This is a genomic window from Micromonospora sp. NPDC053740 (genome assembly GCF_040677775.1).
GTDB classification, from domain to species: Bacteria; Actinomycetota; Actinomycetes; order Mycobacteriales; family Micromonosporaceae; genus Micromonospora; species Micromonospora alfalfae.
Window position 1 is genome coordinate 155481 of sequence record NZ_JBFASO010000011.1, and the last position, 24032, is coordinate 179512.

Annotated in this window: 16 protein-coding genes; 14 read left to right on the forward strand and 2 right to left on the reverse strand. The window is 70.7% G+C overall.

The window, feature by feature from the left end:
- Window positions 1-581: 581 nt before the first annotated feature.
- Window positions 582-1472 (forward strand): hypothetical protein, encoded by an 891-nt coding sequence (locus AB0K35_RS26585; protein WP_363888508.1) that lies wholly within the window; start codon window positions 582-584, stop codon window positions 1470-1472.
- 132 nt (window positions 1473-1604) lie between these two features.
- On the opposite strand, the gene AB0K35_RS26590 is transcribed toward AB0K35_RS26585, so the two are convergent.
- On the reverse strand, window positions 1605-4313 hold the full coding sequence (locus AB0K35_RS26590) for a glucosidase (protein ID WP_238672610.1): 2709 nt from the start codon (window positions 4311-4313) through the stop codon (window positions 1605-1607).
- A gap of 42 nt (window positions 4314-4355) precedes the next feature.
- Between AB0K35_RS26590 and AB0K35_RS26595 the strand changes: the two genes are divergently transcribed.
- From AB0K35_RS26595 to AB0K35_RS26650, 12 genes are all read left to right on the forward strand, one after another.
- Window positions 4356-6299, forward strand: a complete 1944-nt coding sequence (locus AB0K35_RS26595) for an amylo-alpha-1,6-glucosidase (RefSeq protein WP_363888510.1) — start codon at window positions 4356-4358, stop codon at window positions 6297-6299.
- A gap of 136 nt (window positions 6300-6435) precedes the next feature.
- The gene (locus AB0K35_RS26600; protein ID WP_238672612.1) at window positions 6436-7770 is read left to right on the forward strand and encodes a glycosyltransferase family 4 protein; all 1335 of its coding nucleotides are present in this window, start codon (window positions 6436-6438) and stop codon (window positions 7768-7770) included.
- A gap of 83 nt (window positions 7771-7853) precedes the next feature.
- Window positions 7854-9530 (forward strand): protein kinase, encoded by a 1677-nt coding sequence (locus tag AB0K35_RS26605; RefSeq protein WP_363888514.1) that lies wholly within the window; start codon window positions 7854-7856, stop codon window positions 9528-9530.
- Between the two features lie 119 nt (window positions 9531-9649).
- Window positions 9650-11281 carry a serine/threonine-protein kinase gene (locus tag AB0K35_RS26610; protein ID WP_238672613.1) on the forward strand — a complete coding sequence of 544 codons (1632 nt, stop codon included), beginning with the start codon at window positions 9650-9652 and terminating at the stop codon, window positions 11279-11281.
- Window positions 11282-11384: 103 nt separating this feature from the next.
- A complete protein-coding gene (locus AB0K35_RS26615) occupies window positions 11385-12194 on the forward strand; it encodes a metal-dependent hydrolase (RefSeq protein ID WP_238672615.1) in 810 nt (269 codons plus the stop codon).
- A complete protein-coding gene (locus tag AB0K35_RS26620) occupies window positions 12191-13099 on the forward strand; it encodes an amidohydrolase family protein (protein WP_363888519.1) in 909 nt (302 codons plus the stop codon). The genes AB0K35_RS26615 and AB0K35_RS26620 overlap by 4 nt, the downstream gene beginning before the upstream one ends.
- A 524-nt stretch (window positions 13100-13623) precedes the next feature.
- A complete protein-coding gene (locus AB0K35_RS26625) occupies window positions 13624-14655 on the forward strand; it encodes a LacI family DNA-binding transcriptional regulator (RefSeq protein ID WP_238672711.1) in 1032 nt (343 codons plus the stop codon).
- A 76-nt stretch (window positions 14656-14731) separates the two neighbouring features.
- Complete coding sequence (locus AB0K35_RS26630) at window positions 14732-16036, forward strand: extracellular solute-binding protein (RefSeq protein ID WP_238672619.1); 1305 nt, start codon at window positions 14732-14734, stop codon at window positions 16034-16036.
- 66 nt (window positions 16037-16102) lie between these two features.
- On the forward strand, window positions 16103-17071 hold the full coding sequence (locus tag AB0K35_RS26635) for a sugar ABC transporter permease (protein ID WP_238672620.1): 969 nt from the start codon (window positions 16103-16105) through the stop codon (window positions 17069-17071).
- Window position 17072: 1 nt separating this feature from the next.
- Window positions 17073-17960, forward strand: coding sequence for a carbohydrate ABC transporter permease (locus AB0K35_RS26640; RefSeq protein ID WP_112603369.1), 888 nt, complete (start codon window positions 17073-17075; stop codon window positions 17958-17960).
- Entirely contained in the window at window positions 17957-20188 is a 2232-nt protein-coding gene (yicI, locus tag AB0K35_RS26645) for an alpha-xylosidase (RefSeq protein WP_363888525.1), read from the forward strand. The genes AB0K35_RS26640 and yicI overlap by 4 nt, the downstream gene beginning before the upstream one ends.
- Window positions 20185-21594 (forward strand): GH1 family beta-glucosidase, encoded by a 1410-nt coding sequence (locus AB0K35_RS26650; RefSeq protein WP_238672623.1) that lies wholly within the window; start codon window positions 20185-20187, stop codon window positions 21592-21594. The genes yicI and AB0K35_RS26650 overlap by 4 nt, the downstream gene beginning before the upstream one ends.
- Window positions 21595-21704: 110 nt before the next feature.
- Here AB0K35_RS26650 and AB0K35_RS26655 read toward each other — a convergent pair whose 3' ends face one another.
- Window positions 21705-22889 carry an MFS transporter gene (locus tag AB0K35_RS26655; protein ID WP_238672625.1) on the reverse strand — a complete coding sequence of 395 codons (1185 nt, stop codon included), beginning with the start codon at window positions 22887-22889 and terminating at the stop codon, window positions 21705-21707.
- A gap of 16 nt (window positions 22890-22905) precedes the next feature.
- Between AB0K35_RS26655 and AB0K35_RS26660 the strand changes: the two genes are divergently transcribed.
- Complete coding sequence (locus AB0K35_RS26660; protein WP_363888529.1) at window positions 22906-23967, forward strand: LacI family DNA-binding transcriptional regulator; 1062 nt, start codon at window positions 22906-22908, stop codon at window positions 23965-23967.
- Window positions 23968-24032: the final 65 nt, after the last annotated feature.

Consider the following 24032-nt stretch of genomic DNA (forward strand, 5'->3'; position numbering starts at 1 on the left):
TCGAGGGCACTCCCTTCAGTCGATACCCATGCCGCCGCAGGCCGTTGCCCGGTCCTTGGCGGTCGAGGTGGAGCGAGGGTGGCGTCGCGACGGACTCCAGTTGTGTCATACATGCCCTCGCCGGCTACGGTCTCCCCACTGCCGGCACTCCTTCTGCTGCGACTCCCACAAGCTCATGGCCGCGACCTGCTGCTCCGGCTTCGTCCGCTCGGCGAGCGGGTCGCCATTCGATTGACCCGGAAGTAGCCGATGCATGGAAAGTCTTCGCGGATGCCCGCGACGTGGACGACAAGTGAGTTCAACGGCGGTAATCCCCACTCGGCGCAGCGGTGGTGAAATCGCTTAGCGGTAAGAACAGCTGCGGAGCGGCAGGGGCCGCAGTTGTGGGCGAGCGACCCCCGGTGACGCACGCACTGGTCGGTGCCGGCGGTGGGCGACAGAGCCACTCCTTTACGTTCCTGGGGACGAACCGACGCCAGCCCCGGGCGCTTGCGCCAGTCTTCCGCCGCGCCGCTGCGAGATAGACACGTCGACACTGACTGATACGCTGCCTCGCCTCACCCATCGAGGAGAACAGCCACGTGAAGAAACTGTCGAGCGTCGCGTCCGTACTCGCCCTCTCCGTTGGTATCGCCGTCGCCCCGGCGGCCGCTGCCTCCGCCGCCACCGATCGGAGCGGCGCGGAACGGCTGAGCATCCCGAACAGCAGTGCGTGCAAGGACGGCCGCACTGTCATGCAGGGCATGGTGGCGGGGCCGGGCGGCCAGCTCTACATCATCTTCACGAAGGCGGCCGGCGCGGAGCCGGTCCTGTCCCGGTGGCTGCGCGACGGCTCGACCTGGGACGGCGCCAGCTGGGTCTGCGCCGGGGCCCCCACCTCCATACCGACGCTCGGCCACGGCAACGACCTCGCCTACAACGCGAACTATCTGGGCCAGGGCCCGGCACTGATTGCCACCCAGGGAAGCCAGTCCGCGTTTCTCAGCGACAAGGTGACGATCGTGCGCCTGAACGCCGACGGATCTGTCGGCACGACCGGGGAGGTGCGGCTGCCGATCGGCAACATCAGCGGCCTCTGCTACAGCGCGACGGCTGCCGGCGGAGCCGGCAAATACGCGGCCCGCCGGTTGGGCAGCCTGTGGACCCATCCCGGCGCTGGCGCCCTGACCAGTGGATGGACGCTGGTCAAGAGCAACCTGACCAGTCACGACAATCGTTCGGACCAGGGCATCGACTGCTCCGAGAACTACATCTGGAACACCAAGTCGATCAACACCTCAACGCCGACCACCGGGTGGAACTGGGTGTACCAGTACAACTGGTCCGGCGGCGACGTGGAGAGCGACATCGGCATTCCGGGAAACAACCTGACCGACGAGATCGAAGACGTCACCCATGTCGGCAGCGAATTCTTCGTGGGCATCAACCGCAACGACGGGCTCGCCGACTCCGTGAAGGTACTCACCGAATAGTGGCGACCCCTCGACACGTCGTCACGGCATGACCTCGTACTGCCACACAGCCGTCGTGTTCCGCAACGCGCGGCAGCCCAGGTCTCGGCGACCCTCAAGTTGTCGAGAACGCGGGGTTGTCGACCAGGAACGTCAGCGGCGCAGGGTGAGGATGAGGTCAGCGACGAGGGCCGTCCAGCCGGTCTGGTGCCAGGCGCCCAGGCCGGCCCCGTTGTCGCCGTGGAAGTACTCGGGGAAGGCGATCAGGTCGCGCCAGTCCGGGTGGGTCTGGAACATCTGAGCGGCACCGTAGATCGGCCGTCGACCCCAGTCGTCCTGGGTGAAGAGCGAGATCAGCCGGGCGGAGAGGTCGTCGGCGATCTCGTCCAGGGTGTGCTTCACCCCGGAGCGGGTCGGGTACTCCACCTGAAGGTCGTCGCCGAAGAACGCCGCGTAGTCGCGCAGCGCGCTGATCAGCAGGAAGTTCGTCGGCATCCAGATCGGACCACGCCAGTTCGAGTTGCCCCCGAACAGCCCGCTCGTCGACTCGGCCGGCTCGTAGCCGACGGAGAACTCCTGCCCGCCCAGGGTGACCGAGAACGGCTTGTCCAGGTGCGCGCGGGACAGCGTACGGAGGCCGAAGTCGGAGAGGAACTCGTCGGGGTCGAGCATCCGGGCGAGCAGGCGGACCACCTGTTCCGGGCCGACCATGGACAGCAGCCGCTGCTGCCGGCCATCGGGGCCGAGGCGACGGGTGCCGATCACCTGGGCGTACTCCGGGCGGTTGGTGAGGAACCAGCGCAGCCGGGCGCCCAGCTCCGGTAGGTGGTGCAGGGTCCGAGCGGTGAGCCGGGTGGTGGCGGCCAACGGCAGCAGCCCGACGACGGAGCGGACCTTCAGCGGCACCTTCGTGCCGTCGGCGAGGCGCAGCACGTCGTAGAAGAACGCGTCCTCGTCGTCCCACAATCCCTGCTCGTACGCGGCGGCGGCGATGTAGGCGAAGTGCTCGAAGAACTTGGTGGCGGTGTCCACCCAGGTCCGGTCGTGTTCGGCGAGCACGATCGCCATGTCCAGCAGGTTGAGCGCGTACATGCCCATCCAGCCGGTGCCGTCGGACTGCTCCAGCACACCGGCGACCGGCAGCGCCGCCGAGCGGTCGAACGGCCCGACGTTGTCCAGCCCGAGGAAGCCGCCCTCGAAGACGTTGTTGCCGCCGGTGTCCTTGCGGTTGACCCACCAGGTGAAGTTGAGCAGCAGCTTGTGCATCACCCGGGCCAGGAACTCGTAGTCCCGGCCGCCGTCGATCTCGAACACCTTCAGCGCCGCCCACGCGTGCACCGGCGGGTTCACGTCACCGAACGCCCACTCGTACGCCGGGATCTGCCCGTTGGGGTGCAGGTACCACTCGCGGAGCAGGAGCAGGATCTGCTCCTTGGCGAAGCCCGGGTCGACCCGGGCGATGCTCACGCAGTGGAAGGCCAGGTCCCAGGCCGCGTACCAGGGGTATTCCCACGGGTCAGGCATGGAGATGACGTCGAAGCTGGTCATGTGCCACCAGGCGCTGTTGCGCCCGTGTCGACGCCCGGCCGGCGGCGGTGTCGAGCCCGGGTCGCCTTCGAGCCAGCGTTTGACGTCGAAGTGGTAGAACTGCTTGCCCCACATCAGCCCGGCGATGGCCTGCCGGGCGACCAGCGCCTCGTCGGGTGTGGCAGCCGGCGGGATCACTGCGGCGAAGAACCGGTTCGCCTCTGCCCGCCGCGCCCACACCACTGCCTCGAAGCCGTCGCTGAGGTCGGCCGGGGGCGGCGGCGCGGCGGCCGGCGGCGACGCGGTACGGGTCAGCCGCAGCCGGATCTGGCGCTGCCCGCCGGCCGGCACGTCGAGCACGTAGTGCAGCGCGCCCTTGGTGCCCTCCCGGGCCGGGTTGACGGTGGCCGCGCCGTTGACGACGTGGTCGTTGATGCCGTCCTTCGGATACGGGGAGCGGCCGGGCAGGCCCCAGAGCCGCTCGGCGTTGGTGTCGTTGTCGCAGAGCAGCGGCACCGGGCCGCCGTCGCCTTCCAGCAGCAGTTGGCCGAGCACCCGGTGCTCGCCGACGAGCCGGGTGCCCTGGCCGGTCAGCCGGGGGATCCGGTCGCCGCCGGGCAGGCCCCAGGACCAGGTGTTACGGAACCACAGGGTGGGCAGGACGTGCAGGGTCGCCGCCTGGTCGCCCCGGTTGGCGACGGTCACCACCATGCAGAGGTCGGTCGGGGACGCCTTGGCGTAGTCGACGGTCACCGCCCAGTACCGGTCGTCGTCGAAGATCCCGGTGTCCACCAGCTCGTACTCGGTGTCGTCGCGGCCGCGCAACGCGTTCACCGCGACGAGTTCGTCGTACGGAAAGGCGGCCTGCGGGTAGTGGTAGCGCCAGCGCATCCAGGAGTGGGTGGGTGTGGAGTCCTCGTACCACCAGTACTCCTTGGCGTCCTCGCCGTGGTTCCCGCCGTCGCCGCCGAGGCCGAACATCCGCTCCTTGAGGATCGGGTCCTTGCCGTTCCAGAGGGCCAGGGCGAACGCGAAGGTCTGTCGTTCGTCGCAGACGCCGGCCATCCCGTCTTCATTCCACCGGTAGGCTCTGGACCGCGCGTGGTCGTGCGGGAAGTAGTCCCAGGCCGTACCGTGCTCGCTGTAGTCCTCCCGTACCGTCCCCCACGCCCGTTCGGACAGATAGGGACCCCATGCACGCCAGTCCTGCTCCCCCGAGTCAGCCTGGGCGAGCCGGAGCCGCTCAGCGTCGGGTGGCGAGGCGTCGGAGGACGATCGGTCAGTGATCACGTGCACATCTTTGACGTCGCCGCGGTACTTGACCACAGCGGCCATTCTCGTCGTGGCGTGTTACACCCCGCCGCCGGTGGAGGAAAGTTGATCGACATTCACTTCGGCCCGCAGATCTGCGGCGACCTGACCAGCGCCGCCAGCCGGGAGTGGCTGGTCCCCGACGGCCTCGGCGGCTATGCGATGGGCACCGTCGGCGGGCTCCGGACACGTCGCTACCACGGTCTGTTGGTGGTTCCCGGCGAAACGCCGGCCTCCCGCCAGGTGGGACTGGTCAGCCTCGATCCGGCGGTCACAGTGCCGTCCGGCGCGCGGGTGCGCCTCGGCGCGCACGAGTGGGCCTCCGGCGACGTGGACCCGCGCGGCTTCGAGCTGTTGGAGCGCTTCGACCTGGTCGACGGGCTACCCCGGTGGCGGTGGCGGATCGGCGCGGTGGTGATCGAACGGGAGCTGGCCATGCTGCCCGGCCGCTCCTGCGTCGCTGTGGTGCACCGGCTGGTCGCCGGAGGTCCGGTCCGGCTGGAGCTGTCGGCCGCCTGCACCTGGCGGGACGCGCACGGAGAACGACGGGCCGACGGCCCGACCCCGCAGGTCGAGGCGGTGGCCGACGGCGCGGTGGTCGAGGGCGCGTACCGGCTCGCCGGACCGGGCTGGTCGCCCGAGGGGCAGTGGTGGCTGGGCGTGCACCACCGCGAGGAGGCCAACCGGGGGCTGCACCCGGACGAGGACCTCTGGTACGCGGGCCGCTTCTCCGGTGAGCTGGAACGCCCCGGCGACACCCTGTCGGTGCGGGCCTGGGCCGGTCGGCTCGACGAGGAGCCGCCGCCGGCCACTGAGATAGTGGCGACCGCGAGGCGGCGCAACCGGCGGGTGGTGGCCACGGCGAAGCCAGCCGACGACGTGGACGCCACACTGGCGCTGGCCGCCGACGCGTTCGTGGTGCGCACCGACCAGGCGGCGGTGGACGTGGTGGCCGGCTACCCGTGGTTCGGGGCGTGGTCGCGGGACACGATGATCTCGTATGAGGGGTTGTTCCTCTGCACGGGTCGCGCCGACGAGGGCCGCGAGCTGCTGCGGGCGTACGCGGCGACGCTGTCCGAGGGGATGCTCGCCAACACGGCCGACACCGGTCGGGTGGAGTACAACACCGTCGACGGCACGCTCTGGTTCCTGCACGCGGTGAGCCGGCACGTCACAGTCACCGGCGACACCGACCTCGGCGACGAGCTGCTGCCGGCGCTGCGCGCGGTGATCGACGCTCACACCGCCGGCACCCGGTACGGGATCCGGGTCGATCCGGCCGACGGGCTGCTCACCCAGGGCGCCGCCGGCACCGCGCTGACCTGGATGGACGCCCGGGTGTACGGGGTGCCGGTCACCCCGCGGACCGGCAAGCCGGTCGAGGTCAACGCGTTGTGGATCAACGGGCTGGCCGGGCTCGCGGAGCTGACCGAGCTGGCCGGGCAGGACGCCGACGAGCTGTGGCGACTCCACCGGCAGGCCGTCGTCTCGTTCCGGGAGCGGTTCCCGGCCCCGACCGGCTGGCTGCACGACGTGCTGGACGCGCCCGCTCCGGCGTACCCGTTGGGTGGCGCCGCCCTGCACGACGACGACGCGTTGCGCCCCAACCAGCTGCTGGCCTGGTCGCTGCCGTACGCGCCGATGGAGCCGGACGAGGCGACGCTGCGACGGGTCGGGGGCGGGCTGCTCACCCCGCTCGGGCCGCGCAGTCTGGCCCCGGATTCCACGGAGTTCGTGGGCCGGCACCGGGGCGGCCCGGCCGACCGGGACGGGGGCTACCACCAGGGCACGGTCTGGCCGTGGTTGCTCGGCCCGTACGTGGACGCCGCCCGCCGGGGGAAGATGTCCGTCGATGACGTATTCGTTGGCATTGAGTCCCATCTGATGGAATTTGGGTTAGGCTCGGTGAGCGAGACGGCCGATGGCCTCGCGCCGCACACCGCTACCGGGTGCCCGTTCCAGGTATGGTCGGTGGCCGAGCTGCTGCGGGTGCGGCGAAAGAGCCAGTAGCGCTTTACACGACCGCAACGGTGGTGTCGCCGCTGGTTATCGCGATCCCGGCAGGATTGGCCTCGATCCAGACGCGACGGCGACATCGATTCGGTGTCGGTCGGCGCGCGCCCGGGGACAACTCAAAGGGGGCCGCATGTCACTCGATGCCCACGTGATCGACATCAACCCCGCCCGACAGCTGCGGGTGCTGATGCTCTCCTGGGAGTACCCGCCGGTGCTCGTCGGCGGTCTCGGTCGACACGTGCACGCCCTCTCCGTCGCCCTCGCCGCCGCCGGCCACGAGGTCACAGTCGTCACCCGCCACAGCGACGGCGCACCCCTGGAGGAGTACGCCGACGGCGTACGCATCCTGCGCGCCCCCGAGGACCCGGTCACCTTCCCCCTCGCCACCAACTCGCTGCTGGCCTGGACGATGGCCTTCAACCACACCCTCACCCGCACCGCCCTGCGCGCCACCGAGGCCGGCTCCTACGACGTCATTCACGCCCACGACTGGCTCGTCGCCCACACGGCCGTCACGCTCGCCGAGCACCTGGACCTGCCCCTGGTCACCACCATGCACGCCACCGAGGCCGGCCGGCACCAGGGCTGGCTGCCGGAGGAGATGAACCGCACCATCCACGGCGTCGAGCACTGGCTCAGCGGCTCATCCATTCGGGTGATTGCCTGCTCCGGGTACATGCGCGACCAGGTGACCGCGCTGTTCGACGTACCGGCCGCCCAGGTCGACGTGGTGCCCAACGGGGTCGACGACAGGGCCTGGCGGGCCCGACCCAGAGCGGTCGCGTCGGCCCGAGCACGCTTCGCCGGAGACGGCCCGTTGGTCGGGTACGCCGGACGGCTGGTCTACGAGAAGGGCGTCCAGCACCTGGTGCACGCCGTACCCCGGCTCCGCGAACGACACCCGGGGCTGCGCGTGGTGATCGCCGGCGACGGCCCGTACCGCACCGAGTTGGAGGCGCAGGCCCGGCGACTGGCGCTCAGCTCGACCGTCCGGTTCACCGGTTTCCTCGACTCCACCCAACTACCGGCGATGCTCGGCGCCACCGACGCGACTGTGGTTCCCAGCCTCTACGAGCCGTTCGGCATGGTGGCGCTGGAGGCGGCGGCCGCCGGAGCGCCCCTCGCCGTGGCCCGTACCGGCGGCCTCGCCGAGATCGTCGAACCCGGGGTGACCGGGGTGACGTTCCCGCACAGCGACCCGGACGCGCTCGCCGGCGCGGTCGGTCAACTGCTCGGCGACGAGGTCTTCGCCAGGCGGCTGGCCCGCCGGGCCCGCACGATGGTCGGCGAGCGGTACGGCTGGGCCACCATCGCGGCCCGCACCGCCGCCAGCTACGCCGCCGCTCGCCGCGAACACGGCCCCGTGCAGGCCCGACGTGCGGCCGCCAGGTTGAGCGGCGGGCGGGCCCGGATCGCCATCCCGGAAGGGAACCTGCTCACCGCCGCCCACCACGCCGCCTGCTGAGCCGAGTCGGACGACCGATAGGTGACTTCCGATCCGCTGGTTAGGGTGTAGCCCGGACAGCGGCTGAGGAGGAGCGTGCACAGGTGCTGATCGCCGGTCGGTACCGGCTGCTCGACCTGGTGGGTCGCGGGGGCATGGGTCGGGTGTGGCGCGCCCGCGACGAGATGCTGCACCGCGAGGTAGCGGTCAAGGAGATCGTTCCACCGAGTTGGCTGGCCGATCCGGAACGGGCCGAGGTGCGCTCGCGCACCATGCGGGAGGCACGCGCCGCGGCCCGACTCAACCACCCCGCCGTGGTCCGGCTCTACGACGTCGTCGCGGTCGAGGGCAGCCCATGGATCGTCATGGAGTACGTCCCGTCCCGCACCCTGCAGGATGTCGTGGACGCCGAAGGGCCACTGGAGCCGTCCCGCGCGGCCCGGATCGGGCTGGCCGTGCTCGACGCGCTGGAGGCCGCGCACACCGCCGGGGTGCTGCACCGCGACATCAAACCGCAGAACGTGCTGGTGGCGCACGACGGACGGGTGATGCTCACCGACTTCGGGCTGGCCACCTTCGACGGCGGCGACGGCGCGATGACCCGCCCCGGCATGGTCTTCGGCTCCCCGCAGTACGTAGCCCCGGAGCGGGCCGCCGAAGGGGTGTCAACGGTGGCCGCCGATCTGTGGTCGCTCGGGGCGACCCTGCACGCCGCTGTGGAGGGGCAGTCCCCGTACGCGCGCAGCACCGCGATGGCCACCCTGAGCGCGCTGGCCGCCGGTCCGCCGGACCCTGCCCCGCACGCCGGGGCGCTCGCGCCGGTGCTTGACGGGTTGCTGCGCCGCGACCCGCGCGAGCGCCTCGACCACGAGACGGCCCGTCGGCTGCTCAGGACCGCCGCGGCCGGCCGCGCCGACCCGCCGTCGGCGAGCGACAGACCCTCGGCCGACGGGCCGGTGCCACTGCCGGTTGGCCAGCCCGCCACTGACGACCCCGACGACCTGGACCCCACGGTTCCGCTGCCCGACCCGGCCGCACCCGGTGACGCCTCCCCCGGGCCGGTCCCGGACCCGGCGGCCGTCGGGCGTACCGCGCGCCGGGTGGCGGTGGTCGCGGTGGCGCTGCTGGTGGCCGTCGTGGCCGGCGTCGCCACAGCGCTGACAGTCGCCGACGACAAGCCCCGCGACACCACCGGCTGGTCCTCCCCGGGGCCGAACCGCCCGCCCGACGGCGGGCCACTCGGCCCCGGCCCGCCACCGGACAGGCGGAACGTCCCGCCGCCCCCGTTCGCCTGTGTCCGCCCGGACATCATCGGTACGCCGGTGGAGGCCGGCACGCCGAACGCGGGCGACGAACTCCGGCCGCCGCCCGGCTGGGTCTGGTACGCCGACACCGCCGGCTTCCGGGTCTCCGTACCGGCGACGTGGGTGTTCTCCCGCGACGGCACCGTGGCGTGCTTCCAGGACCCGGCGACCGGCCGGGCCTTCAGCGTCACGGAGGGCGGCGCCGCCGATCCCCTGAAGCGTCTGCGGACCGCCCGCGAGACGGCGGCCGGGGAGGGCGCCCTGCCGGGGTACGACGAGATCCGGCTCGCCACGGGCGACGACGGCGCCGAGTGGGAGCTCCGCTGGCAGACGCCGCACGGCACGTGGCTGCACGCCCGACAACAGGTCCTCGGCGGCGACCGGTGGACGCTGGGTTGGATCACCCGGGACGAGGACTGGGCCGGGGCCGCCGCCGACTGGCAACTGGTGCGAAAGAGTTTCCGACCACCCCGCTGACCTGCACCGTATGGCCATGATCCGGACCACCGTCCGTCGTGGATCGAGGCCGCTCAGTGGATGAGAAAGCCGGCATTGGTGGCTATCGTGGATCCCGGGGTGACCGAGGGGGAGCGACCGTGCATCAGTTGCTGATCGCGGGTCGGTACCGGCTGCTCGACCTGGTCGGCACCGGCGGAATGGGCCGGGTGTGGCTTGCTCGCGACGAGATGTTGCATCGCGACGTGGCGGTGAAGGAGATCGTGCCGCCGTCCTGGCTGGCCGAGACCGAGCGCGAGGAGCTGCGGCTCCGAACCCTGCGTGAGGCACGCGCCGCCGCCCGGCTCAACCATCCCAACGTGGTCCGCCTCTACGACGTGGTCCACGACCGGGAGAGCCCCTGGATCGTGATGGAGTACGTGCCGTCGCGATCGGTGCAGCAGATCATCAGCGCCGAGGGGCCGCTGAGCCCGCAGCGCACCGCCCGGATCGGGCTGGCGGTGCTCGCCGCGTTGCGGGCCGCGCACGCCGCCGGGGTGCTGCACCGCGACGTGAAGCCGCACAACGTGCTGGTGGCCGACGACGGGCGGGTGGTGCTCACCGACTTCGGGCTGGCCACCTTCGACGGCGGCGAGGGTGTGATGACCGGGCCCGGAACGGTGCTCGGCTCGCCGCAGTTCGTCGCCCCCGAACGGGCCCGCGAAGGGGTTTCCGACGCCCGCACCGACATGTGGTCGCTGGGCGCGACGCTCTACGCGACGGTCGAGGGCAAGTCACCGTACGCGCGGTCGAGCGCGATGGCGACACTCAGCGCGCTGGCCACCGAACCACCGGATCCGATGCGTCGAGCCGGCCCGTTGCGTCCCGCCCTCACCGGCCTGTTGCAGCGCGACCCCTGGCGGCGGTTGACCGCCGCCGAGGCGGAGCCGCTGTTGCGCAGCGCCGCGGCGAGCGTCGACGAGCCCGCCGGGTCGGTCCGCTCCTCGGCGGTCGCGGCGATCCGCAGCGCCGGGCGGGCCATCACGCCGCACCCTGTCGAACCGGTGGCCCCGTCGGACGAGCCGGCCACGCCGACTCCGACCCCGCGCCCGCGGCGTCCACCTGGCCGGCGAGGGCGGCTGCTCGCCCTGGGTGGTGTGGCCACCGCCGTGCTCGTCGCCGGTGGCGTCACGCTGGCGCTGGTCAACCGGCACGATGATCGAACCCCACCGTCCGGCTCGGGCGGTGGCGCGACAACCTCCCGGCCGGCGGCGTTCGCCTGCACGTCGTCCCCGCCCCCGTCGGCGACCCCGGTGGTGGCGGTGTCACCACCACCCGACGTGAAGTACGGGCTGCGCGAAGGCTGGACCTGGTACGACGACCCGACCGGGTTCCGGATCGCCGCGCCGGTGGGGTGGGAACGCTGGGCCGAGGGCCCGGTGACCTGCTTCCGGAAATCCGGCGGGTCCCGGGTGCTCAGCGTCGAAGCGGGGCCGGCCCGCCCGGATCCGGTGGCGTACTGGAAGGCCGAGGAGGCCCGGCTGACCGGGAGTGCCGCGCTGCCGGGCTATCGCAAGGTGGACATCTCCGCGATGGACATCTTCGAGGGCGGCGCGGTGTGGGAGTGCGGCTGGCAGAACGCCGTCGGCGTTCCGGTGCACAGCTTGAGGCTGTTGGCCAACACCGCGACCGACCGTTCCTACACCGTCTCGTGGTTGACAGAAGAGTTCGACTGGCAGGTCAACGCGGCATACTTGCCGATGATCCGGCAGAGCTTCACCCCCACCCTGTGACGCGGTCCGATGTGGACCTTCCGGGTGATGCCCCTGCGGCGCCGACGCTGACTACAGTGGCGTAGTTTTGGGCGCTCAAGATCCCTGGGGAGGGTGAGCCGAGATGATGGGACCGCAACACGCGCTGTCCGGCGCGGCGGTGTGGCTGGCTGGCTCCTGGGCACTGGAGCAGTTCGCCGACTACCACCAGTCGCCGCTCGCGTTGGCGGTGGGCACCGCGGTGTGCGCCGGTGGCGCGCTCTTTCCCGACCTCGACATGTCGGGCAAGGTGACCAAGAACCAGGGTGGGGCCACCGTGGCCCGCACCTTCGGAGTCTTCTCGCTCTTCGCCGCCGAGGTGATGGAGAAGATCTCCCTCGGGGTCTACTACGCCACCAAGCTCAGCAAGGACCCACGCCGCAACAACGGGCACCGGACGCTGACCCACACGCTGCCGTTCACCGTGCTGGTCGGCTGGGGCACCACAGCGCTCTGCGCCGCGTACGGCAAGTGGGCGGTCATCACCATCCTGTTCTTCATGTTCGGCCTGGCGTTGCGTGGGCTGTTCGACGAGTGGGCCGAGCGGGCCGGGTGGGTGATCATCACCCTCGCGTCGGCCGGCGCGGCCTGGTTCACCTTCGCCAACCTGCCGGGCGGGCGCGGCTATCCGCTGATCGGCACCGCGCTGGGCGTGGGCTGCTTCGTGCACATCCTCGGCGACATGATCACCAGAGCGGGTGTGCCGATCCTCTGGCCGATCCCGATCAAGCGGCGCATGTGGATGATGATCGGCCTGCCGAACAGCATCGCCCTGCGCGTCGGCAGCAAGGCCGAAGTGGTCGGGATGCGCATCGCACTGACCGTCGTCTCCGCGCTCGCCACCGTCGGCCTGATCGCGCCCTCGGTGCTGAGCCGTTTCGACATCGACATATGACCGATCCGGCGTCGGCGATCCCGCCGGTCGAGGACGAACGCGTACCGGAGTTCTGCCGCGCCCTCGGGTTGCCCGGCCTCGCCGACGTGCACGTGCACTTTCTGCCGCCGCGCCTGCTGCGTCGGGTGTGGGCCTACTTCGACGCCGCCGGGCCGCTGGTCGGCACCGAGTGGCCGATCCGCTACCGGTGGAGCGACGCCGACCGGGTCGCGCACCTGCGGCGGATCGGGGTGCGGGCGTTCAGCGCCCTGGCGTACGCGCACCGACCGGGCATGGCGGCGGAACTCAACCGCTGGACGCTGGACTTCGCCCGCGACACCCCCGGATGCCTGGCCTCGGCCACGTTCTATCCGGAGCCGGAGGCCCCCGGGTACGTCGAGGCGGCCCTCGCCGAAGGTGCCCAGGTGTTCAAGCTGCATCTACAGGTCGGCGGCTTCGCGCCAACCGACCCGGCGCTGGACCCGGTGTGGGGGATGCTGTCCGACGCGGGTGTGCCGGTGGTGGTGCACGCCGGGCACGCACCGGTGGGGACCTCCCACACCGGGCCGGAACCGTTCGCCGCCCTGCTCGCCCGCCACCCTCGGCTGACCGCCGTGGTGGCACACATGGGCGCCCCGGACTACCTGGCCTTCCTGGACCTCGCCGAGACGTACGAGCGGGTCCGACTGGATACCACAATGGCGTTCACGCCCTTCTTCGACCAGTTCGTCGCCTTCCCCGCCGAGGAGCTGCCCCGGTTGCGCGACCTGGGGCTGGCCGGCAAGGTGCTGCTGGGCAGCGACTTTCCGAACATCCCGTACCCGTACGCCGACCAGGTGAGCGGGCTGGCCCGACTGGACCTGGGCGACGACTGGCTACGCGCGGTCTGCTGGAACAGCGCCGCCACCCTCTTCGACCTGCCCTGACCCGCGACCGCCGCGCCCCGCGCACTCACCTCCGCCCCACGCCCCCACGCCCCCGCGCCCCGCGCCTGCGCCCCCCGTCCCCATGCCCGACGCCCGACGCCCGACGCCCGACGCCCGACGCCCGACGCCCGACGCCCGACGCCCAAGATCGTGCTCGATCCTGGATGTAGTGGCCTCTGCGTCGACCCGAGGGGACTACATCCAGGATCGAGCACGATCTTGCTGTCGCCCCCCTCACCGGCGGCCAAGATCCGCGCAACGTCCCGGATGGCGCCGCCCCTGGCGGGTTGGAGGCGGCACCACCCCCGACGTTGCGCGGATCTTGGCCGCGCCCCTCACCGACCGACAAAGGCGCAGCGCGGGCTGGACGAGGGCCGAGCGTCCTCCTGAATTCTTTTCGACATCGGCTATTGACGTCGCCGTAACAGGTGGCCTAGCGTCCTGTCGAACCGCTTCGTCGAAACGCTTCGACGAAGTTCGGGAGCGGTCCCACCCCAGGCCGGAGGAGGTGCGCGGTGGCCACCATGCATGACGTCGCCCGCCTCGCGCAGGTCTCGGTCAGCACAGTCTCGTACGTGCTCACCGGCACCCGCCCGATCTCGCAGGCCACCCGCAACAAGGTTCTCGCCGCGATGGCGCAGCTCGACTACCAACCCAACGCGATGGCCCGTGGGCTGGCCAGTCGCCGTAGCCGGATCCTCGGCCTGCTGATGCCGATGGACGAACGCGGCCTCGGCGCCACCGAGACCGCCTTCGTCACAGGTGCCGCTGCCGCGGCCAGCGTCGCCGGCTACCACCTGGTGCTCTCGCCGGTCGGCGGAGGCAACCTCGACGACCTGCGTCGGCTGGCCAGTCAGCGGATGCTCGACGGGGTCGTGCTGATGGAGGTCCAACTGGCCGACGAGCGGGTCACAGTGCTCCAGGAGGCGGGGGTGCCGCTGGTGCTGATCGGCCGCACCGGCGACACCAGCACGCTCTCCTACGTCGACATCGACTTCGACCAGACCGTCCGGGAGGCCGTCGCGCACCTGGTCAGCCTCGGGCATCGGCGCATCGTCTACGTCAACCACTCGGCCGCCACGTTGGCCAGCGGTTACGGGCCCGCGCTGCGTACCCGTGACGCCTTCACCGCGGCGATGACCGGGCACGGCCTGGAGCCGGTCATGATCGCGGCCGAGGACAGCGCCGCCGGCGGGCGGGCCGCCCTGGCCGCCGCGTTCGCGCAGGCCCCGGAACTGACCGCGGTGTTGGCCATGAACGAGACGGCGATCTTCGGCATCCTCGGCGAGCTGACCGGCCGCGGGTTGTCAGTGCCCGACGACGTCTCCGTCGTCTCGATGGTCACCTCGCCGCAGGTCGCCGAACTGGCCACCCCGGCGCTGACCGCCATGACGTCACCCGGTTCGGCGCTCGGCCGGATCGCGATCGAGGCGCTCACGCGCCACCTTGATGGCCCCGCTGACCTTCGTCACCAGCAACTGCTGCCGTGCACGTTGGAGATCCGGGGGTCGACCGCCGCGCCCCGACGCCACCAACCGGTAGGGGCCGATCAGTAAATGGCCCGCCGCCGCGCTGCAACGCGACGACGGGCCCCGTGAAGTACCGGCTAGATACTCAACGAGGAGGATGCTAATGCAGCGATTCCGCCGGCTCGTCGCCGCGATCGCCCTGGCAGCGACCGCGACAACCACAGTGGCCGCCTGCGGCGGTGGTGACAACGGGGACAACAGCGACGCCAAGACCCTCAAGCTCTGGCACTACGAGAGCGAGAACAGCGCCATGGGGGTCGGCTGGAACCGGGCGATCGAGATCTTCAAGTCCGAGCACCCGGGCGTCGAGGTGCGCTTCGAGCGCAAGGCGTTCGAGCAGATCCAGCAGAACGCGGGCATGATCATCAACTCGTCCGAAGGCCCGGACATCATGGAGTACAACAAGGGCAACGCGACCGCCGGGCTGCTCTCCTCCCAGGGCCTGCTGGCCGACCTGAGCAGCGAGGCCGACAAGCGCGGCTGGGCCGGCAAGCTCAGCCCCAGCCTGCAGACCACCGCCCGGTACAGCGACAAGGGCGTGATGGGCTCCGGCAAGTGGTTCGGCGTGCCGAACTACGGCGAGTACGTCACCGTCTACTACAACAAGGACCTGTTCCAGAGCAACGGCGTCAAGGTCCCGACCACGATGGCCGAGATGACCGCCGCGATGGACACCTTCGTCGGCAAGGGCATCACCCCGCTGGGCATGGCCGGCGCCGAGTACCCGGCCGGGCAGCTCTTCTACCAGCTCGCCCTCTCCAAGGGCGACAGGCAGTTCGTCGACAACTACCAGCTCTACAAGAACCCTGTCGACTTCAAGGCCGACCCGCTCAAGTACGGCGCGGACACCTTCGCCCAGTGGGTGCAGAAGGGCTACGTCGCGAAGAACTCGGCCAGCCTCAAGGCCGAGGACATGGGCACGGCCTTCATCGGCGGCAAGGTTCCGATGATCGTCTCGGGTAGCTGGTGGTACGGCCGGTTCAAGACCGAGATGAAGGCCAACTGGGACACCTTCCTCTTCCCCGGCAACACCCTGCAGGCCGGCTCCTCCGGCAACCTCTGGGTCGTCCCGGAGAACAGCAAGGCCAAGAGCCTGGCGTACGACTTCATCGACATCACCCTGCGTCCGGAGATCCAGGACCTGATCGGCAACAACGGTGGTGTTCCGGTCGCCGCTGACGCGTCGAAGATCAGCGACCCGAAGGACCGCAAGCTGATCGAGGACTTCAACACGGTCAGCAAGTCCGACGGGCTCGCCTTCTACCCGGACTGGCCGGTCCCCGGCTACTACGACGTGCTGGTCTCCGGCTTCCAGGGTCTGATCAACGGCTCGAAGTCGCCCGACCAGGTTCTCGACACGATCGCCAAGCCGTACGCCGATGGCGTCAAGGAGATCACCGGCAAGTGACACGGCGAGCGGCGGGCGCGACCGGCACGACGGCGCGCCCGCCCGCCCCGCCGGGAAGGATCTTCCATGGCAGTCTCCGAGACGGTCGCCGCCACACCGCCGGCCGCGACCCCCACCCCGCCCGCGCCCAGCCGCAGACGCCGCGGCCGCAACGCGGCGTACTGGCTCTACCTGCTCCCCGGAGCGGTGCTCTTTCTCCTGGTCATCGGCGCGCCGCTGGTCGGCACCCTCTACCTGTCACTGACCAAGTGGTCCGGCATCGGCGACCCCCGGTGGGTCGGCCTGGACAACTACCAGGCGTTGCTGCAGGACGACGTGTTCTGGGCGTCGTTCCGCAACACCGTCTGGATGCTCGTCGCGATGGTGGTGGTGCCCACAGTGCTCGGGCTGCTGCTCGCCGCGGTGCTCTTCGACGTCATCGGCCGCCGGTTCAAGCCCCGCACCGCCGCCGCGCTGCGGGCCGCGTTCTACCTCCCGCAGGTGCTGCCCGTCGTGGTGGCCGGCATCGTCTGGGGCTGGATCCTGCGCCCCGACGGCGCGTTCAACAGCCTCCTCGACGCTGTCGGTCTCGGTGCGTTACGCCACGACTGGCTCGGCGACCCCGGCACCGCCCTGCCGGCCGTGATGGCCGTGATGATCTGGGTGCAGATCGGCTACCCGGTGGTCGTCTTCATGGCGGCGTTGCAACGGGTCGACCCCGAGCTGTACGAGGCGGCCGAGGTCGACGGCGCGAACTGGCTGCACCGGTTCCGGGCGATCACCCTTCCGCAGATCCGCCCGGAGACTTTCGTGGTGGCCCTGACCTGCACCATCGCCGCGTTGAAGGTGTTCGGGCCGATCTTCGCCCTGACCCGGGGCGGCCCGGACAATGCCACGAACGTGCCGTCGTACTTCGCCTACTACACGTTCTTCAAGAAGCTGCAGGTCGGCTACGGCTCCGCGATCTCCATGGTGCTGACACTGATCATCGTGGTGGTGGCCGGGGTCTTCATCTGGATGCAGGCCCGCAGCGAGCGCCGGGACCGGGGGTTCTGACATGGCCGTCACGCTCACACCGAGCACGGTGCCGGTGACGCCGGCCCGGCCCGTACGCGATCGACACCACCGTGGCGTCAGCCGCTGGGTGGTGCTCGCCCTGGTCACCCTCGGCGCGCTCGTCATGCTGGTGCCGTTCGCGTTCATGCTGCTCAACGCGTTCAAGTCGCCCGGCGACTACTCGTCGGGCGGCCCGCTGAGCTGGCCGACGGAGTTCTACACCAAGGGTCTGCGCACGTACTGGACCGAGGTGAACTTCCCGCTGAAGTTCTGGAACTCGGCGGTCATCGCCGGCTCGGTGGCAGTGCTCGGCGTCGCCGTGTCGCTGCTCAATGCGTACGCGCTGGGCATCGGCCGGGTCCGGGGCCGGCTGTGGATCGTCGGTCTCTTCCTGCTGGCCAACATGCTGCCGCAGGAGGCGCTGATCTACCCGCTGTACTACGTGGCGAAGCAGGTCGGCCTCTACAACACCCAGCTCTCGGTGATCATCATCTTCACCGTGATCCAGAGCGCGTTCGGCACGTACCTGCTCGCCTCGGTGATGGGCACGTTCCCGCGCTCGCTGCTGGAGGCCGCCGCGCTGGACGGCGCCGGCAAGTGGACCGTGCTGTGGCGGGTGGTCTTCCCCAACCTGCGGCCCACCCTCGCGGTGCTGCTCATCTTCTTCTTCATCTGGACGTGGAACGAGTTCCTCATCCCGCTGGTCATGCTGATCGACAACCAGACGCAGACCATTCCGGTCGCCCTCGCGTCGTTGCAGGGCGACCGGCTGATGGACGCTCCGACCACAAACGCCGGCGCGCTGATCAGCCTGGTGCCGGCCATCCTCTTCTTCCTCATCTTCCAGCGCACTCTGGCGCGCGGCATCACGGCAGGAGCCGAGAAGTGAAGTTCACCGACGGGTACTGGCAGCTGCGACCCGGCGTCAGTGTCCTGCGCCCCGGCGTCGTGGAGTCGGTTGAGCCGGACGAACGCGGCTTCACCGTCTTCGCGCCGACCGGTCAGATCACCGGCCGCGGCGACACCCTCAACCGCCCCCTGGTCACCGTCCGGTTCTTCTCCCCCGCCCCCGGCGTCATCGGAGTGACCATCGCCCACCACACCGGAGGGCTGCCCCGCGAGCCGCACTTCGGGCTGAGCACCGACGAGACGCACCCGGTCACCGTCGACGTCACAGGGCTCAGCGCGACGCTGACCACCGGCGAGTTGACCGCGCGGGTCGCGCTCATCGACGGGTGGCGGGTCGACTTCCTGCACGGCGACCGGCTTTTCACCGCGTCCACCGCACGCAGCATCGGCGTCGTCACCGACGCCGAGGGCCGCCGGCACGTGCACGAACGGCTCGCCCTCGGTGTCGGCGAGACGGTGTACGGGTTGGGCGAGCGCTTCGGCCCGTTCGTCAAGAACGGGCAGACCGTCGACATCTGGAACGCCGACGGGGGCACCGCCAGCGAGCAGGCGTACAAGAACGTGCCGTTCTACCTGAGCAGCGCCGGCTACGGAGTCTTCGTGGACCACCCGGAGCACGTGTCGTTCGAGGTGGGCTCCGAGGTGGTCACCCAGACGCAGTTCAGCGTCGAGGGTCAGTCGCTCACCTACTACGTCATCGACGGGCCCCACCCGAAGGACGTGCTGCGCCGGTACAGCGCACTCACCGGCCGTCCGGCCCGGATCCCCGCCTGGTCGTACGGCCTCTGGCTGTCCACCTCGTTCACCACCTCGTACGACGAGAAGACGGTGACCGAGTTCGTCGACGGGATGGCCGAGCGCGGGCTGCCGCTGTCGGTGTTCCACTTCGACTGCTTCTGGATGCGTCAGTTCCACTGGGTCGACTTCGTCTGGGACCCGGCGACCTTCCCCGACCCGGAGGGGATGTTGCGCCGGTTGCACGAGCGCGACCTGAAGGTGTGCGTCTGGATCAACCCGTACATCGCGCAGCGCTCGTACCTCTTCGAGGAGGGCCGCGAGGCCGGTTACCTGGTGCGCAACCCGGACGGTTCGGTCTGGCAGTGGGACAAGTGGCAGGCCGGCATGGCGCTTGTCGACTTCACCAACCCGGACGCGGTCCGCTGGTTCACCGGCAAGCTCAAGGCCCTGCTGGACATGGGCGTCGACTGCTTCAAGACCGACTTCGGCGAGCGCATCCCGACCGACGTGGTGTGGCACGACGGCTCGGACCCGCAGCGGATGCACAACTACTACTCGTACCTCTACAACAAGGCGGTCTTCGAGCTGCTGGAGACCGAGCGCGGCGAGGGCGAGGCGGTGCTGTTCGCCCGCTCGGCCACCGTCGGCGGGCAGCAGTTCCCGGTGCACTGGGGCGGCGACTGCGAGTCGACGTTCGTCGCGATGGCCGAGTCGCTGCGCGGCGGGTTGTCCCTGGCGGCGTCCGGCTTCGGCTACTGGAGCCACGACATCGGCGGCTTCGAGGGCACTCCCGACCCGGCGGTGTTCAAGCGGTGGGTCGCCTTCGGGCTGCTCTCCTCGCACTCCCGACTGCACGGGTCCGGCTCGTACCGGGTGCCGTGGGCGTACGACGAGGAGGCCGTGGACGTGCTGCGGCACTTCACCCACCTCAAGCTCGGCCTGATGCCGTACCTGGCGGCCGCCGCCCAGGAGGCACACCGCGACGGTACGCCGGTGATGCGGCCGATGTTCCTGGAGTTCCCGGACGACCCGGCGACGGCCCACCTGGACCGGCAGTACATGCTCGGCCCGGATGTGCTGGTCGCCCCGGTGCTCAGCGCCGACGGCGACGTCACGTACTACGTACCCGCCGGCACGTGGACGCACCTGGTCACCGGCGCGCAGGTCACCGGCCCGGCGTGGTTGACCGAGAAGCACGGCTTCGACAGCCTGCCGGTGCTGGCCCGACCGGGCGCTGTCATCCCGTTCGGCTCGCGCACCGACCGACCGGACTACGAGTGGGCCGACGATGTGCGGCTGCGGGTGTACGCACCGACCGAGGGGCAGCGGACCCGGGTACGGGTACCGTCACCCGGCAACGGGCCGGGCGCCGAGTTCGACGTGCGCTACGAGGGCGGGACAGCCAGCGCCGAACTGGTCGCCGGCACCTCGACGGGCTACATCTGCGAGATCCAGGGGACGGAACGATGACGCAACACCACTTCCCGGAGAGCTTCGTCTGGGGGTCGGCGACTGCCGCGTACCAGATCGAGGGCGCGGCGACCGAGGACGGGCGCGGAGCGTCCATCTGGGACACCTACAGCCACACACCGGGTCGGACCCTCAACGGTGACACCGGCGACGTGGCCGCCGACCACTACCACCGGTGGGCCGACGACCTCGGGCACATCGCCGACCTGGGGCTCGGCGCGTACCGGTTCTCCATCTCCTGGCCCCGGGTGCAGCCGGGCGGCTCGGGCCGGTTCAACCAGGCCGGCATCGACTTCTACTCGCGGCTGGTGGACGGGCTGCTGGAGCGGGGTGTCCGCCCGGTGGCCACCATGTACCACTGGGACCTGCCGCAGGAGTTGGAGGACGCCGGTGGTTGGGCGTCGCGGGAGACCGCGTTGCGCTTCCAGGAGTACGCGGCGGGCATCGTCGGTGCGCTGGGCGACCGGGTGCACACCTGGACGACGCTCAACGAGCCGTGGTGCTCCGCGTACCTGGGCTACGCCTCCGGCGTGCACGCGCCGGGGCGGACCGAGCCGGCGGCGGCGCTGGCCGCGGTGCACCACCTCAACCTCGCGCACGGCCTGGCCGGTCGGGTGGTCCGGGAGCTGGCCCCGTCCGCCGAGCTGTCGGTGACGCTGAACCTGCACGTCATCCGGGGCGCGTCCGACTCGGCCGCCGACCAGGACGCGGTCCGGCGGATCGACGCGTTGGCGAACCGGGCGTTCCTCGGCCCGATGCTGGACGGGAAGTACCCGGCCGACCTGCTGGCCGACACCGCCTCGGTCACCGACTGGTCGTTCGTCCGCGAGGGTGACGAGAAGCTGATCGCGGTGCCGCTGGACGTGCTCGGGGTCAACTACTACTCCAGCACCCTGGTCCGGGCGTGGGACGGGGTGTCGGCGCGCTCCGACGCCGACGGGCACGGCGCGTCGACCTCGACGCCGTGGGTGGCTGCGGAGAACGTCGACTTCCTGCCGCAGCCCGGCCCGTACACGGCGATGGGTTGGAACATCGACCCGCCGGCGCTGACCGAGCTGCTGCTGCGCCTCCAGCGTGAGTACCCCAGCCAGCCCATGATGATCACCGAGAACGGCGCGGCGTTCGACGATGTGGTGTCGGCCGACGGCCGGATCCACGACGACCGGCGGATCGACTACCTGCGTCGGCACATCGGCGCGATGGCCGACGCCCGCGCGCAGGGCGCTGATGTGCGCGGCTACTTCGTCTGGTCGTTGCTGGACAACTTCGAGTGGGGCTACGGCTACGACCGTCGCTTTGGCATCATCCGGGTCGACTACGACACCCAGGTACGCACCTGGAAGGACAGCGCCCACTGGTACCAGCGCCTCGCCGCCACCGGCGAGCTGGACCAGGCGCAGGACTGACCGTTCGCGCGTCGCCGTCACCGCCCGCCGAGGGCTGGTGGCGGCGTCGCCGTTTCGGCACCCTGACCTGCACTCCGCCGCCCGGCTTGCCACCGGGAACGGCGTCCGTCTCAGGCGTTGGTGCGGCGGGCACGAAGCCCGCCCCACAGCAGCACAAGGCAGACGCCGATCAGTACCGGCTCGAGGGCGAAGGCGGTAACCAGCCCGTACTGGTCCGCCAGGTTGCCGAGCAGGAAAGGGGAGACGCCGGCGACCACGCCGAGGATCAGTTGCGAGCGGGCGTTGGCCCGGTCCTCGTGTCCGCCGGCCGCGCCGAGGGTGAGCGCGAGCGAGAGCGGATAGAGGTTCGCGATGCCCACCCCGCACAGGAACAGCCCGAGGACGGCAAGAACCGGCTGGTCAGTCAGCCAGAACAGAACGAAACTGGGGCCGGTGATCGCCAATGAGGCGTACAACAGCGCGACGCTGCGGCCGGGGCGGCGGGTGAGCCGCGCGCCGAGCAGGCGACCGATCAGGATACCGAGGTAATTGCTGCTCAGCGCGGTGCTGGCGGCGGCGGCGGACATGCCGGCGTGGATGAGCAACTGAGGGCCGAAGTACACCAGACAGAACTCGATCGCCGAACTGACCGCGGTCAGCACGGCGAACAGCCAGCAGGCCACCGGCAAGCCTCCGGCTCCCGCCGCGGTGGCGGGTTGAGGCACCGCCGGTAGCGGTTGGCGGCGGTAGCGCAGGTACAGCACCAGGAGGACGGCGGCCGGCAACGCGAACGTGGCGCGCCAGCCCACCGCGCTGGCCGCCAGCAGGCCGAGGATCAGCGGAGCGAACACCGCGGACGCGCCCGCACCGACGTTGGCCTCGGTCAACGCTCGGTCCCGCCGATCACCGTGTCGGTCGGACAGAACCGCCTGAACCACGGTGAGCATCGTGGTCCCGGCCAGACCGAGCACCACGGCGCCGAGCAGGGTGGCCGGTACGCCCCCGCCGAGGGTGAACAGACCTGCACCGATGACCGTGGCGGGGGCCGAGCACCACAACAGCACACCCCTCGCCAGACGGCGAGCCGCCCACACGAACCCAACTGCGGCGAGGGCCGCGCCCGCCGCCAGGAGCAGCTCGTACACGCCGAGCAGTGTGTAGGAAAATCCCCACTCCTCCCGCAGGAGGGTCAGTGCCGGTCCGAAGGCGTACAGCCAGAACGTCCAACAGGCCAGGGCGGCGTACGAAAGCACAGTCGGCGAATCCCGTACGAACGTCCCGGTCTCGGTCTGCTGCTGCGTTGTGTATCGATACACAGATAGAGTCTGTGCCATGAAACGCCCTGCCGACAACCCCAAGCGGCCGACGCTGCGACAGGTGGCGAGCGCTGCCGGCGTCTCACCGATGACGGTTTCCTACACCTACTCCCAGCCTGGAAGGGTTTCCGCCGAGGCTGCGGCGAAGGTGCGCGCGGCGGCGCAGAAGCTGGGCTATCCCGGGCCACACCCGGCCGCCCGCGGGTTGCGCCGTGGGCGGGTCGGCACGCTCGGCGTCGTGCTCGGTGAGCGGTTGAGCTACGCCTTCGACGATCCGCAGGCGGCGCGCTTCCTCGCCGGAGTCTCCGACGTGTGCGCCGCCGAGGGCGTCGGACTCACCCTGGTCCCGATCACCGGTGCGCCCACCGACGCCCAACGTGTCGCGCAGGCAGCCGTGGATGGGTTCGTCGTCTGGACCACCAGCGACGACGATCCGGTCCTGGACGCCGTCGCCGGCACCGGGCTGCCCGCAGTTGTCCACGCCGGGCCGCACGGGCGGGGAATGCCGGTGGTCGGCATCGATGACCGGGACGCCGCCGCCGCCATCGGGCAGGCTGCGTTCGTCACAGCCCGCCGCCCGATCGTGCTCAGCTTTCCGCTTGACCGGGGACGCACCCGCCAACTGCTCACCGGCAGCGACGTGGTCGATGCGAAGTTCCCGGTCACCCGCCAGCGGTGGGAGGGATTTCGTGACGCCTGGACGCGCGCGGGCCACCCGGCCACCCAGCTGCGACTGGCTGTCTGCCCGGTGAACCACAGCGCCGAAGGGGAAGCCTTCGCTCTTGAGCTGCTACAGGGCGCCGAGCCACCGGACGCCATCGCCGCGATGAGTGACGAACTCGCCCTCGGGGCCCTGCGGGCCGCTGCACGAGCCGGCCTGCGCATTCCCGACGACCTGACTCTGACCGGCTGGGACGACGCGGACGCCGCCGCCGACGCCGGACTGACCACTTTGGCCCAGTCCCTGCGCGACCAGGGCGCACACTGCGCGCGCATAGCGCTCGGGGAGTCCACCGACGCTTCGACGCGACACTGGTGGCACGTCGTGGAACGGTTGACCACCCGCCGTCCACACTGACGCCGGCACCGCGACATTCACTGGAAGCCGACCAGCCGTTCCGGAGTTCCGGCTGTCCGGGCGGC